Here is a 13,009-nt window from a genome sequence, read left to right as displayed (position 1 = left end):
GCTACCTTTTTTCTATCGATTAAATAAAGAAAAATCTTCACTTTCTTTATTTGTAAATAACCGCTCAAATATTTTAGCAAATACCATTCCATACACAGTTCCATTACCTCCAAAGGGCAATGCGTAAAATAAATTATGTATCTTTTTATCTTCTTTTAAAATTGGGAGACCGTCTTGACTACTGCCAAATGCTGCTGCCCAATAGTACTCTGCCTGTATATTCTTATACTGGGGGAACATCTCTTTTACAATGTTAATAAGGATATCACGCTTATGCAATAATTTCGTATCACCGATTGTTTGAATTTGCATCGCTTCATCTAATCCGCCTACAATAATACGGTTTCTATACGTACGAAAATATAAATAAGGCCTTGCTGTTTCCCAAATTAATGATTGCTCATGCCAGTCTTCAAATGAATCCACCTTATTTGTCACAACTGCATATGATGTTTCCACTGTTGTATTTTTTTCTTTCTTTCCGAAAAGTGCTTCATAACCCGTCGCCATAATAATATTCTTTGCTACAATTTGATTTCCTGTTTTCGTATAACAAATTAGATCATTTTGACGTTTTTTTATATGTATGGCCTCTGTATGTTCATATATAGTAGCACCCATTTGATTTGCTTTATGCAAAAGGCTATGCGCTAATAAATACGGATTTACCTCAGCATCACCGTGTGTATATAATGCCGCTTGTCTTGTAAAAGGATACCGTTCCTTAATATCAGATGCTGTAAAATACTCAACTGGAAACCCATAATTCTGTAACGTTTTGTATTCCTCTTGTAAAAATGAGACATCTTCACTTTTACTTGCATAATATAAACTGTTTCGCGGAATAAACTGGGGATTGATATCGAGAGTCGGTACAACTTTCTCCATTGTTCGTAACGCTTCGTAACAAAGTTTATATGCTCGCACCCCTTTTTCTTCCCCAAATGTATGGATAAGTGAGGTTAACGATTTATCATGAAGAAATTGTAATAACCCTGTATTAGCAGCTGTACTGCCACATGAAATCATATTTTTTTCAATAAGTGTAACGCGCATTCCCATTTTCGCTAACGAATACGCTATTTGAGCACCCGCTTCGCCACTTCCAACTACAAGCACATCACATATCATATCATTTTCTAACGATGGATAACAAGGCATAGAAGCTCCTGTATCCCAAAACAACTTACCAGTCATAAGTTTCATAATTATACTCCTAAAATATAAATGTCTCCTTTCTATGTTTTGTTATTTTACATAAAAAAATCCAACTAACATATGCTAGTTGGATTTTTTATTTTTACTTAGAGCGCTCGTCAAGCCAGTCTCCAATCGTCGGATATGTTTGTTTTACAGCTGTTCCACCGTAAACGATAGACATATGCCCTGTCGGTAAACATACATATTGTTTATCTGTGCTAGAAATATGGTCTAGTAATGCTTCTACTTGACATGGCAAAGCGATATGATCACGTTTCCCGGAAATATTTAAGACATTCGCCTTAATATTTGCAAGGTCTACTTTTTGTCCGCGAATCACAAGTTCACCCTTAACCAATTTATTGTTTTGATAAAAATCACGAATCCACTGTCTGTATGATTCACCTGGGAACGGAATACCATCGCCAACCCACTTTTGAACTAACCTCCAGCTTTCAACGAAGCGCTCATTCTCTGAACGATCTACTAAAGCAACATATGGACCAACAAAGTTCGTAATTGGTTTTAACATTTTGTTTCCGAAATCAATCATTTCTGGCGGAATATTTCCAAATGTATCAACCGCTTTATCTAAATTGAAGTATTTCTCATCTAATAAAGGACCATATAATCCTGTTTCAGAGAAATCAAAAGGACTTGTCATAAAGATTAGGTTACGAATTGGCATGTGCGGATGAAGTGCCGCATAAATAGAAGTTAGCGTTCCCCCCATGCAATAACCAAGTAAAGAAATCTCGTCCGATTTTGCAGTTCGCATTACTTTTTTCACTGCTTTTGCAATATAATCAAACACAAAATCATCAAATTTCAAATGACTATCTTCTAAACCAAATGTGCCCCAATCAAGCATATACACATCAAAACCACGGTCCACTAAATATTCCACTAAACTATTTCCAGGAGTTAAATCCATAATATATGGTTTATTAATAAGAGCATATATTAATAGAATTGGAACTCTTTGTGTTTTTTCTTGTTTTGGAATGTAGCGATAAAGCTTCGTCTTATTCTTCGTCCAAATAACCTCTTTCGGCGTTAATCCTACTTGTGGCTCTGGTTCACGTAATAAAATTTCACTCGCCCTTTTCACACGGCGGTACGCTTTTCGGTATTCTTCTGGGTATAGCTCTAATTGCTTTTCCCATTCTGTTGCGAATGTAGTCATTTTTCTATCTCCTTTTTGGTCAATTTCCTTCTAAAAAAAGAAGTGCATTCCTGCTATGGATATGCACTTTTTTCTTACTTCATTACATATATAATCCGCCGTTAATGTTTAATTGCTGACCTGTGATATAAGCACCGTCACGGCATAGATATACTACACCTTTCGCAATTTCATCAGCTTGACCAAAACGTTTTTTCGGGATTTTCGCAACGATTTTTTGGCGTACTTCTTCTGGTACTTCTGCTACCATTTCAGTATCAATAAATCCTGGGCAAATAGCGTTTACAGTTACATTTGTTTTTGCAAGCTCTAATGCTAATGATTTTGTAAATCCTAGCATACCTGCTTTTGCTGCTGAGTAGTTTGTTTGTCCAAATCCACCGGCTTGACCAATAATAGAAGAAATGCTAATAATTCTACCTTCTTCTGCTTCCGTTATGTATGGAAGTACCGCGCTTGTCGTATTAAACACACTGCTTAAGTTCACGTCAATTACGCGTTCCCAATCTTCACGATTTAACTTTTTGAATGTACGATCTCTTGTAATACCAGCATTATTAACAAGAATATCAACTTTACCAAAATGATTCACTGCTTCTTCTACAAGTCGGTTTGCATCTTCTACTTTAGAAACATCTGCTTGAACTGCATAAACGTCATGTCCTTCTTTTCCTAGTTCATTTACTAAGTTTTCAGCTGCTTCTTTACTGCTGTTATAGTTAATAACAACTTTTGCGCCCTCTTGTGCTAACGCTACTGTGATCGCTTTTCCAATCCCTTTTGCCCCACCTGTTACGATTGCTACTTTTCCATTTAATTGAACCATTTCTTTTCCCCCTTAAATGAATTTGTGAACGACTATTATGAATCATTTTGGTACTCATACTATGGAGTCCCTATATAATTATGTTTCGCTGTTTATACATAGAAAAGAGATTCTCCCTTTCTCTTTCATATGTTATAAACAAGCGCTATTATCACTTTTTATTTTCTGGCTTATTCGTAGGTTTTACTTCTTCTTTTACAGGTTCTTGTAGTTTTGCTAGTACTGCATTTTGCTTTTCTAGCAATTCTAAAATTTGATCAACTTTCGTTTCTAATGTGCGAATATCTTGTTTTACTTTCGTAACATCGCGCTTTAATGTAGGAGCTTGTCCTACTGACTCTACCTTATCTTCTAGAAACTCCTCAATGTTATCCACTTTATTTTCTAAGTTAATAACAAGCGTAGCCACTCTAGCGATATCCTCTTTCGTAGGCACATTCACCTGCTCTAAATAATTTTTTGTCGTATCATTTAATGCTTTTTGATAAAACAAATTCAAATCTAGAACGCTGCCCATCCAAGCAGAATATTCTTCTGTTTTAATTGTTTCATTGAGCGCTTTTCCCCAAAATGTTTCGGTTTGTTCATAAGCATTTTTCCATGCTTGTAGTGGATCGAATTTTTGATCAATCACTTTACCTACACTCCCTTTTTCGTTTTTGAAACAATTCAACCTATTCATTATTTTCTAATATTCTGAATAAAACTTCAAGTCTATATTTTATTTTTTTCTATTTTCTAACAAATGTATTGACTTTAAAAACAGATAGGTGTAAATTGCACTTATAAGCAAAAAATTCCATCTAACTGATTCATGAGGTGATGCACAATCATGCTACATAATGAACCAGAACAACGCGAAAGTTTGGAGAACAACCAAGCAAAACAACCAAACTCCATGCCAAAAAACTTCTTAGTTCCCTTCTTACTTCTCTGTCTTAAAGACTGGAGTCTTCATGGTTACAAACTTATTCAAATGCTAATGGATATCGGCTTTTCTTCTGTTGACCAAGGTAATGTGTACAGAACACTACGCAAATTAGAAAAAGAAAACCTTATTTCTTCTACTTGGGATACAAGCGACGGAGGGCCAGCAAAAAGAATTTATTCTTTAACTGAATATGGAGAGCAATATTTAACAACATGTGCGACTTCTTTTGAGCATTATCAAAATATGTTGCGGACGTTTTTCACGCTATACACCAATGCATTCTTTCCATTTTCTACTTCTCCAGAAAAGGATGAAAAAGATTCTTCATCTTCACCTGGTGATACAGCAGAGTAATCTGCGTTCACAATATGTAAAAAAACATTTGGGGGTCAAACAATGGAAACTAAACCATACGAATTAGTCGATGCATTTTGGAAAAACTGGTCTCAATCACTTTCCCTTTTCTCTTCAGCTGGGAAACAATTAGAGCAACTTACTTTAGAAACATTAAAACAACAACAAGATGCTTTGCATAAATTAACATCAGGAGTAGATGAACTAGAAAAAGAACTGCAACAATTTACTACTCAATTCAATAATCAGTATACAGATTACGTGAAGCAATTAACTGGAAACTCCTTAAATGATCAAATTAATGAGTGGCAAGACAAATGGAAAGAGTTTTCTGCTCATATGCAACAGCTAACTGTTTCTCCTACAAAAACATCTTTGTCTATCCTTACTCAAACAAGCGGTCAATTTGAAGAAACAACGAAGCAATTTATTGAACAACAACAATTACAACGTGAAGAGGCTCAAAAACAGTTAGAAGGTTTTTTGGAAGATTTCAAGACAAAACAGTTGGAACTCGCAAAAAAGTTCGAGGAAAACTCAAAAAATCTATTTACTTCCATCAAGTAAGAAAAATGTGGGAGCTAACTGCAGCACAAACAAAACTCTTTCTTCCTCCTACTACATCAAGATGGCTAGCATTTTTCGATATGGAAAATAAGGAGGACAAAATGAATCCATTTCAAGAAGCACAAACCGTCCCGGAGCTTCGTTATGATGAGATTCAAGTCGGTGATCAAGCATCACTTACAAAAACGATTACGGATGAGGACGTTATCAATTTTGCAAAATTGACTGGAGATGTGAATCCTATTCATATTTTAGATTCTTTTGCAAAAACGACAATGTTTAAAGAACGTATTGCTCATGGTATGCTCGTTTCAAGTTTTATTTCTACCATCCTTGGAACGAAACTCCCGGGTAAAAATACGATTTATTTATCTCAAAACGTTTCATTCCGCGCTCCTGTCAAAATCGGCGATACACTTCGCGTTGTGGCAGAGGTCATCAAAAAACGTGACGATAAAAAAATCATTACGTTGCAAACAAATATATATAATCAATCGGATGATATTGTCGTGGAAGGTACAGCGACAATACTAAAAAAAGAGTAGCAAAAATTGCTACTCTTTTTTCTATCCAATAACTTCTAATCACACCGATTACTTCCGCGTATGAGCACGCCGGTTCCACATAAAATAACGGTACCAGTTCAGATACATACTTAGCTGAACTGGATTACTCATAAGGATGTGTATCATCATGGCAAAAACAAACAAATTACTAGTTCCAGGTGCTGAACAAGCACTTGATCAATTTAAATATGAAATTGCACAAGAATTCGGCGTAAGCTTAGGGTCTAATACTGCATCACGTTCTAACGGATCAGTTGGCGGTGAAGTAACAAAACGTCTTGTTTCTTTAGCTCAACAACAATTACGTGGATAACACAATATAACATATGGCTTAGAGGCAGATATTCTCTGCCTCTTTCTATTTTTAACATACATAATGGTGCTTTTTCACATACTAGTAAAAGCAAACTGAAAGGAACGATATGTAACATGAAACGGATTAACATTCACATGAGTCCTCCCCGTGTTCTTACTTTGTCTTTTATTATGTTATCAATTATCGGTACATGCTTATTAAAATTGCCAATTGCTACAACGACGTCTATTTCATGGCTCGATGCTTTATTTACAACCGTTTCTGCTTGTACGGTTACAGGGCTTGGTGTTGTGGACACTGGGAAAGTATTTACCTTATTTGGCCAATGTGTCATTTTAACACTTATACAAGTGGGCGGACTTGGCATTATGAGCTTTGCCGTTTTAATTGCGATTATGCTTGGCAGAAAAATTGGCCTTCAAAACCGAATTTTACTGCAACAAGCATTAAATCAAACGAATATAGGCGGTGTCATTCGTCTTGCCAAAGCATTATTTTTATTCTCTTTTACAGTCGAATGTATCGCTGCTTTCATTCTTTCTTTTGAATGGGTACCGAAATATGGGATTGCTAAAGGGATCTATTATAGCTTTTTTCATTCCATCTCTGCTTTTAACAATGCAGGTTTTTCTGTTTGGAGCGATAATTTAATGTCCCACTCTCACAGCATTCTTGTCAATCTCGTCATTTCCTCCCTCATTATTTTAGGTGGGATTGGTTTTACAGTAATCGTAGATATAAAAAGAAAGAAAAATTTTAAAAACCTTACATTACACTCAAAACTTATGCTCTCTTCTACTCTAATCATCAATATTATTGCGACTGTTTTTATTTTTATATTCGAGTTTCACAATTCTCTTTCTATGAGAGGCTTTACCCCATTTGAAGAAGGCATGGCTGCTTATTTCCAAGCTATTTCAACGCGTACTGCCGGGTTTAATACAGTTGATATTTCCGCATTATCAAAGCCTTCCCTTTTATTAATGATGCTTCTAATGTTTATCGGAGCCGGTAGTGCTTCAACTGGCGGTGGGATTAAATTAACAACCTTTTTAATCATGTTTTTTGGGGTATTTAAATTTTTACAAGAACAAGATGATATTGTCGCGTTTAAAAAATCCATTAAAGATACTCTCATTGTCAAATCATTAACCATCGCTATTATTTCTATTTCATTTATTTTTTTGGCTATTTTAATTTTAAGCATTACTGAGCGAGTTCCTCTATTGATGAGTGCTTTCGAAGTATTCTCAGCATTTGGGACTGTCGGTCTCAGTATGAATTTCACACCACACTTAACGATGATTGGAAAAGCTATTATTATCTTTATGATGTTTTTTGGAAAGATGGGGCCTTTAACATTAGCTTTTTCATTTGCACGTAAAAAGAACCGGAAAATAAAATATCCGAATGAAGACATTTTAACAGGTTGACAACCGTATAAATTATCCATATAATGAGAGTACAATAGCATATCTCCAAAGGGGAGTAGCGTCCAAGAATATTTCTTGGAAACAAAGTCGTCATTACGTAGAACTTAGTTCTTCCGGCTTTGTTGGCATTTTCATTACATATGTCTAGCAAGACCTTTGCCTATTAACGGCAGAGGTCTTTTTTGCATTCATTACCAAATTCTTCCAAAGTTAATAGGCAGGAGTATGGGGAAACTAAATAGTGGGGAAATTCTTCACTTATTTAGTACTTATAGAAATGAGAGGAGAATGTACATGGATGTATCATTATTATTGGAGTATGGTTGGGTATTACTCATCCTAATTGCACTAGAGGGGATTTTAGCGGCTGACAACGCTCTTGTTCTTGCAATTATGGTAAAACATTTACCAGAAGAAAAAAGAAAGAAAGCACTATTTTATGGATTAGCAGGGGCATTTGTTTTCCGTTTCGGATCGTTATTTATGATTTCGTTCCTAGTCGACGTATGGCAAGTGCAAGCAATCGGTGCCATTTACCTTATGTTTATCGCTGGTAATCACTTATTTAAAACGTATGTTAAAAAGAATACAGATGAAGAAACAGAAGAAAAAGAAGCAAAGAAAAAACAAGAGAACTTTTGGTGGACTGTATTTAAAGTTGAAGTTGCAGATATCGCCTTCGCAGTTGATTCTATTTTAGCTGCTGTTGCATTAGCAATGACTTTACCAAAAACAGGATTAGGTACAATTGGTAGTCTTGATACTGGACAATTCGTTGTTATCTTTGTAGGTGGACTTATCGGATTAATCATTATGCGATTTGCGGCAACTGCTTTCGTACAAATTTTAAAACGTAAACCAGGACTTGAAACTGCGGCATTCTTAATTGTAGGTTGGGTTGGTGTGAAACTAGCAGTTTATACGTTAGCACACCCTGCATTAAATGTAATTCCGCACTCATTCCCAGAATCTACACCATGGAAGCTTACATTCTGGATTGTATTAGTTGGAATCGCAGCTGGTGGTTGGTTCTTCTCAAAAGAAGTAGAAACAAAAGTAGAAAAGAATTTAGACGAAAAAGCGCTGTAATTACAGTGCTTTTTCTTTTTTCCTTGTCCCCTCTCTATGTCCAGAAAAATTATATTATACTATTATTTGTAAGCGCTTTCTCTGTCTATGTATGTCCTTTTTGTGAAATATTGCACAAACTCATTGAAACTATGACAGAATCGATGTACTTTATTCATATAAGGAGCATTTATCCCACTTTAATGGGCAGTAAGACCTCCACCTCGAAATTCAGTCAAAGCAAAGAAGTTCGGTGGGGGTCGGGCTGCCCATAAAAGTCCGATTGGTGAGGGCTGATAATCAATGGGGGATGAAGAAAACCCCACTGATTAAAGTTTCACTTTATAGATGATGTACTAAAGGAGCGTATTACTCATGCTAGAACAAGGATTAGATTATGTTGTCAAACTGGCTAAGAGCAAAAAACAAATGTTAGATACAAACCCGATGCAATATTTCATTCGTGCCGCACTTGCGGGTATTTATATCGGTTTTATTATTGTACTATGTTTTAAATTAGGTAACTTTTTTCACATTGCAGATTCACCAGCAACTTATTTAGCTGCTTCTATGTTTTTCGGAATTGCCCTCATACTTATTATATATGGTGGTGCTGAATTGTTTACTGGAAACACAATGTACTTCACTGTAGCAACTTTAAGAAAAGAAACAACAATTGCTGATACACTTCGTAACTGGTTTGCTTGTTATGCAGGCAATTTAGCTGGTGCTTTATTCTTTGCCTTACTATTTTACGCAACTGGCATTTTTGAAGCAATTGATCACGGTCATTTCATGAATAAAGTAGTAGAAGGAAAAATGAATACACCTACAATGCAACTATTCTTTAAAGCAATTTTATGTAACTGGCTTGTATGTCTTGCTTGTTTCTTACCTTCTCAAGTTAAAGGTGATACAGCAAAAATTATTATGATGATGATGCTCGTTTTCACATTCTTCTTATCTGGTTACGAGCATAGCATCGCAAACTTATCACTGTTTGCTTTATCTTTAGTTTCACCGCATCCTGAGACAATTTCTTTTGCAGGTGCTATTCATAACTTAATTCCAGTTACAATCGGTAACATTATTGGTGGGTCTGTATTTGTCGGTATGGTATACCATTACTTAACAAAGAAAGTACCTGACATGAAACAAGAAGAAACTGAATTAGGAGCAGCTCAACAAGAAGAAATCATTCCGTTGCAAGCGCATATGAAACATTAAAAACTCCAAAGTTTTACTTTGGAGTTTTTAGCTCCCCACATATTTAACAACAAGATTAGGATTAATCTCTCCTTCTTCCTTTCCCTTATTCATTCTCTGTTTCATCTTATGCATACCGATGACATCATTCGTATGAAAGTGTATTTCATTTACATATAAACCCTCTTTACAAAAAGCTTCGACAAAATCTAATCCACTTTTTTCTCCCCATCCCATATTGAAATCAAGGGAAAGAACATTCACCTCATAATCTCGTACCATTTGCAAAGCACATTCTACTGTAGTTGCGAGCACGTAACCGTACGGACAACTTCTTTGATCATCCATATATACATTCATTTTCTATCCCCTCTCTATCTTGCATACGTGACCAACATGTAACATATTGCCCCAAGACTAATAAAAGGACCAAACGGTATTTGAGTCCTCATTTTCATACGTTTTAATACGAGACCAGCTCCAAAGAAACAAAGACTAAAGCAAGATGCTAAAAATAAAACGATAAAAATCCCTTTCAGTCCCACTATAAATCCAAGTAACGAAAGTAATTTTATATCCCCTCCCCCAAGCCCTTCTGGATATATCTTTTGCATGCAGTATAACAAAATGAATATAACGCAACTACCAACTATACTATCTATCCAAGTGACTAACGGTATAAAAGCACATTCTAAAATGAGTAAACAAGCAAACCAAGCTAAAATACGATTTGGAATTAACATATATATGTAATCTGTAACTGAAATAATAAGAAGTAACGAAAAAAGTGATAAAACGATAATAAGCTCTCGTTCCACCCCAATCATATATACAGTAAGAAGACATATCATTCCAGTTACAAGTTCAAATACTACGTACAAAATTGAAATTTTCCTCTTACAATTCGTACAACGCCCTCTTTGCATACAAAAAGAAATGATTGGAATCAATTCTTTTGGCTTTAGCACATACTTACAATAATGACAATATGAACGCGGGGTTATGATAGACTCCCCTAGCGGAACTCTCATCGCAATTAACATAAAAAAAGAACCAAACACCATCCCCGCTAACAATGCATATACATAAGTGAACATCCCTTCCTCTCCTTTCCAAAAGAACATAGCAAAAAAAGGAGAGAACTTCTACTTCATATTATCTCTATTCTATAAAAAAAGCAGGCCATTTTCTGGCCTGCTTTCCCCTATTTTATACGATGAAATATACTGCTTTTAATGGTCCATGTACTCCGACAACAAGATTCATTTCTATATCTGCCGAGTTACTAGGTCCTGTAATAAAGTTAATACAAGATGCCACTGTCTCACCATTTTCTACACGCTTGTTCATATCCTCAACTGCTTGTGTAATACGAGGTACAAGTGTTTCACGTGGAATAATAGCAAAGTATACAGTCGGTAAAAAGTGTAAAGAACGGCCTTGGCCTTTATGACTTTGTACAACGATCGTACCAGATTCGGCTAAAGTATAATCACTAAATGCAATTCCAATATTTGCTCTTTCCGCGATACGCATATTCTCTTCTTTTTTCTCAGGATCCCATACGTTCACTTCAACATTTTGCTTTGGAAGTTCTTCTTTAAATAAAGAAGTCAACCCATAAGAATCAAAACGTTCATCTGCCGATAACATAATAGGTCCCCCGCCGTTTTCAACGATTACTTTTTGAATATCCTCACGTAAACGGTCATTTGTCGTTTCCACAACAGTTGTATGAATGTTTGTACATTGATTTTTAAATACTTCTAACAATTCTTCTTGTGAATAATTTTTTAACGTTTCTTTATTCACATTGTTTTTCCATACTGGACGTTTTACACCATCCGTTTTACGCGCGCGTCCAAGTTCTTTTGCAATATTTTCCAGAAAGGACTCACGGTTTTGAATTAATCCTGTCATTATTTGTCCCCGCCTTTCTTATGATCTTTATACCAATCACGGAATCGTTCTTTACTTGGAGCCGGGAATTCACGAATATCTGTCCAGTTTTTAAGTGGCCCAACACCTTTTGATACACGGTTACCAGATGTAAATGGACTCATTGCTGCTGGCGCCATCTTTGATCCCATTTTATATAAAGCTGCTGAAGATGCACCCATACTAAACATTTTCATTGCTAATTTTTCTGCAAGTGGAGCACGCCCTTCTTGCTCAACGATAACTTGACGATGTTTTAATAATAAATCATGCAATGGAATTTTTACTGGACAAGCTTCTGTACACGCTCCGCATAAACTAGAAGCATAAGGAAGCTCTTTGTAATCATCATATCCACCTAAAAGTGGTGTTAATACCGCCCCAATTGGTCCTGAGTATATAGAGCCGTATGAATGTCCACCAACATGTCGATATACAGGGCATACGTTCACACAAGCAGCACAACGAATACATTGCAACACTTGACGGAATTCAGATCCGAGAATTTGAGAACGACCATTATCAACCACAACTAAGTGGAATTCTTCTGGGCCATCTACTTCCTCTTCTTGAATTGGTCCCGCTACCGTTACATAACTTGTTAACTTTTGACCTACTGCACTACGACATAGTAAACCAACTAAAACATCTAATTCTTCCATTGTCGGAACCATACGTTCCATACCCATAACCGCAATTTGTGTTTTTGGAATCGACATAACAAGGTCGGCATTACCTTCATTTGTTACTAAACAAAGAGAGCCAGTATTTGCAACAGCGAAGTTACAACCTGTCACACCAATTTCAGCACCCATAAATTTTTCACGAAGTTGTTTACGAACAAACTTTGTCATTTCGTATGGATCATCAGAATTTTCATAACCAAGCTTTTCTTTAAATACGTCACGAATTTGCGTTCTATTTTTATGAAGAGCAGGCGCAATAATATGTGAAGGTGGATCGTTATCTACTTGCAGAATATACTCTCCTAGATCACTTTCTAACACTTCACAACCGATTTCTTCAAGCGCATGGTTCATACTAATTTCTTCTGTTACCATTGACTTTGATTTTACTACCTTTTTTGCCTGCTTCTTTTTTGCAACGTCTTGAATATACTTTGCTGCTTCCTCTTTCGTTTTCGCAAAGTACACATGTCCGCCTCTTTTGGATACATTTTCACTTAACTGCATTAAGTAATAATCAAGATTTTCTAACGTATGTTGACGAATTTCTTCACCGAGTTCACGCCATTCTTCCCAGTTTCCTAATTCATCTGCTGCTTTTAAACGATTCGTATATAAGCGTGTTTGTGCAGAAGATACTGCTCCGCGCATAAACGAATCTTGAATTCCATCGCCAACGCGATCATTAAATTTTTTCTCACTGATTTTCATAGACATAGCTTATGTTCCCCC

General features: G+C 35.9%; 15 protein-coding genes and 1 riboswitch. Of the genes, 7 read left to right on the top strand and 8 right to left on the bottom strand.

The genetic code is table 11. The features are described from left to right. Positions 1-12: 12 nt before the first annotated feature. From MR070_RS17315 to phaR, 4 genes are all read right to left on the bottom strand, one after another. Positions 13-1,206, bottom strand: a complete 1,194-nt coding sequence (locus tag MR070_RS17315; RefSeq protein WP_242261699.1) for an NAD(P)/FAD-dependent oxidoreductase — start codon at positions 1,204-1,206, stop codon at positions 13-15. A 94-nt stretch (positions 1,207-1,300) separates the two neighbouring features. Next, complete coding sequence (phaC, locus tag MR070_RS17310; protein ID WP_000206335.1) at positions 1,301-2,386, bottom strand: class III poly(R)-hydroxyalkanoic acid synthase subunit PhaC; 1,086 nt, start codon at positions 2,384-2,386, stop codon at positions 1,301-1,303. Positions 2,387-2,468: 82 nt separating this feature from the next. Continuing rightward, positions 2,469-3,212, bottom strand: a complete 744-nt coding sequence (locus MR070_RS17305; RefSeq protein ID WP_000250412.1) for an acetoacetyl-CoA reductase — start codon at positions 3,210-3,212, stop codon at positions 2,469-2,471. Positions 3,213-3,363: 151 nt separating this feature from the next. Continuing rightward, positions 3,364-3,846, bottom strand: a complete 483-nt coding sequence (gene phaR, locus MR070_RS17300; RefSeq protein WP_000566940.1) for a polyhydroxyalkanoic acid synthase subunit PhaR — start codon at positions 3,844-3,846, stop codon at positions 3,364-3,366. A 198-nt stretch (positions 3,847-4,044) separates the two neighbouring features. On the opposite strand from phaR, the gene phaQ reads away from it, so the two are divergent. The 7 genes from phaQ (at position 4,045) to MR070_RS17265 (ending at position 9,674) form a co-directional block, all read left to right on the top strand. After that, positions 4,045-4,497, top strand: coding sequence for a poly-beta-hydroxybutyrate-responsive repressor (gene phaQ, locus MR070_RS17295; RefSeq protein WP_000903020.1), 453 nt, complete (start codon positions 4,045-4,047; stop codon positions 4,495-4,497). Between the two features lie 42 nt (positions 4,498-4,539). Beyond that, positions 4,540-5,064 carry a polyhydroxyalkanoic acid inclusion protein PhaP gene (gene phaP / locus MR070_RS17290; protein ID WP_000448588.1) on the top strand — a complete coding sequence of 175 codons (525 nt, stop codon included), beginning with the start codon at positions 4,540-4,542 and terminating at the stop codon, positions 5,062-5,064. A 101-nt stretch (positions 5,065-5,165) separates the two neighbouring features. Next, positions 5,166-5,609: a MaoC family dehydratase gene (locus tag MR070_RS17285; protein WP_001067916.1), complete on the top strand. Its 444-nt coding sequence runs from the start codon at positions 5,166-5,168 to the stop codon at positions 5,607-5,609. 148 nt (positions 5,610-5,757) lie between these two features. Then, a complete protein-coding gene (locus MR070_RS17280; protein ID WP_001140707.1) occupies positions 5,758-5,943 on the top strand; it encodes an alpha/beta-type small acid-soluble spore protein in 186 nt (61 codons plus the stop codon). Between the two features lie 116 nt (positions 5,944-6,059). Beyond that, positions 6,060-7,379, top strand: a complete 1,320-nt coding sequence (locus tag MR070_RS17275; protein ID WP_242261698.1) for a TrkH family potassium uptake protein — start codon at positions 6,060-6,062, stop codon at positions 7,377-7,379. 38 nt (positions 7,380-7,417) lie between these two features. Further along, positions 7,418-7,583: riboswitch (yybP-ykoY riboswitch) on the top strand. 90 nt (positions 7,584-7,673) lie between these two features. Beyond that, positions 7,674-8,468: a TerC family protein gene (locus MR070_RS17270; protein ID WP_000383322.1), complete on the top strand. Its 795-nt coding sequence runs from the start codon at positions 7,674-7,676 to the stop codon at positions 8,466-8,468. A gap of 354 nt (positions 8,469-8,822) precedes the next feature. Continuing rightward, the gene (locus tag MR070_RS17265; RefSeq protein WP_044792801.1) at positions 8,823-9,674 is read left to right on the top strand and encodes a formate/nitrite transporter family protein; all 852 of its coding nucleotides are present in this window, start codon (positions 8,823-8,825) and stop codon (positions 9,672-9,674) included. Between the two features lie 27 nt (positions 9,675-9,701). Here MR070_RS17265 and MR070_RS17260 read toward each other — a convergent pair whose 3' ends face one another. The 4 genes from MR070_RS17260 to MR070_RS17245 all read right to left on the bottom strand — a co-directional run bounded on the left by MR070_RS17260 (position 9,702) and on the right by MR070_RS17245 (position 12,994). Continuing rightward, positions 9,702-10,013 carry a cyclic-phosphate processing receiver domain-containing protein gene (locus tag MR070_RS17260; protein WP_001103780.1) on the bottom strand — a complete coding sequence of 104 codons (312 nt, stop codon included), beginning with the start codon at positions 10,011-10,013 and terminating at the stop codon, positions 9,702-9,704. Positions 10,014-10,027: 14 nt separating this feature from the next. Beyond that, positions 10,028-10,750 carry a prepilin peptidase gene (locus MR070_RS17255; RefSeq protein WP_000495743.1) on the bottom strand — a complete coding sequence of 241 codons (723 nt, stop codon included), beginning with the start codon at positions 10,748-10,750 and terminating at the stop codon, positions 10,028-10,030. A gap of 112 nt (positions 10,751-10,862) precedes the next feature. Beyond that, entirely contained in the window at positions 10,863-11,573 is a 711-nt protein-coding gene (locus MR070_RS17250) for a LutC/YkgG family protein (RefSeq protein WP_044792797.1), read from the bottom strand. Next, positions 11,573-12,994, bottom strand: coding sequence for a LutB/LldF family L-lactate oxidation iron-sulfur protein (locus MR070_RS17245; RefSeq protein ID WP_000061916.1), 1,422 nt, complete (start codon positions 12,992-12,994; stop codon positions 11,573-11,575). Before MR070_RS17245 ends, MR070_RS17250 begins: the two co-directional genes overlap by 1 nt. Positions 12,995-13,009: the final 15 nt, after the last annotated feature.

It is taken from the genome of Bacillus cereus group sp. BfR-BA-01453 (assembly GCF_022662915.1).
In the GTDB taxonomy this organism is placed as follows: Bacteria; Bacillota; Bacilli; order Bacillales; family Bacillaceae_G; genus Bacillus_A; species Bacillus_A paranthracis.
The sequence above is the reverse complement of the archived record's forward strand: the minus strand, read 5'-3'. Positions and strand labels throughout refer to the sequence as shown.

Coding starts and splice junctions, on each gene's coding strand:
- MR070_RS17260 (WP_001103780.1), bottom strand. CDS start 10,013: ATGAATGTATATATGGATGATCAAAGAAGTTGTCCGTACGGTTACGTG.
- MR070_RS17275 (WP_242261698.1), top strand. CDS start 6,060: ATGAAACGGATTAACATTCACATGAGTCCTCCCCGTGTTCTTACTTTG.
- MR070_RS17285 (WP_001067916.1), top strand. CDS start 5,166: ATGAATCCATTTCAAGAAGCACAAACCGTCCCGGAGCTTCGTTATGAT.
- phaQ (WP_000903020.1), top strand. CDS start 4,045: ATGCTACATAATGAACCAGAACAACGCGAAAGTTTGGAGAACAACCAA.
- phaC (WP_000206335.1), bottom strand. CDS start 2,386: ATGACTACATTCGCAACAGAATGGGAAAAGCAATTAGAGCTATACCCA.
- MR070_RS17280 (WP_001140707.1), top strand. CDS start 5,758: ATGGCAAAAACAAACAAATTACTAGTTCCAGGTGCTGAACAAGCACTT.
- MR070_RS17255 (WP_000495743.1), bottom strand. CDS start 10,750: ATGTTCACTTATGTATATGCATTGTTAGCGGGGATGGTGTTTGGTTCT.
- MR070_RS17245 (WP_000061916.1), bottom strand. CDS start 12,994: ATGTCTATGAAAATCAGTGAGAAAAAATTTAATGATCGCGTTGGCGAT.
- MR070_RS17250 (WP_044792797.1), bottom strand. CDS start 11,573: ATGACAGGATTAATTCAAAACCGTGAGTCCTTTCTGGAAAATATTGCA.
- MR070_RS17315 (WP_242261699.1), bottom strand. CDS start 1,206: ATGAAACTTATGACTGGTAAGTTGTTTTGGGATACAGGAGCTTCTATG.
- MR070_RS17305 (WP_000250412.1), bottom strand. CDS start 3,212: ATGGTTCAATTAAATGGAAAAGTAGCAATCGTAACAGGTGGGGCAAAA.
- phaP (WP_000448588.1), top strand. CDS start 4,540: ATGGAAACTAAACCATACGAATTAGTCGATGCATTTTGGAAAAACTGG.
- MR070_RS17270 (WP_000383322.1), top strand. CDS start 7,674: ATGGATGTATCATTATTATTGGAGTATGGTTGGGTATTACTCATCCTA.
- MR070_RS17265 (WP_044792801.1), top strand. CDS start 8,823: ATGCTAGAACAAGGATTAGATTATGTTGTCAAACTGGCTAAGAGCAAA.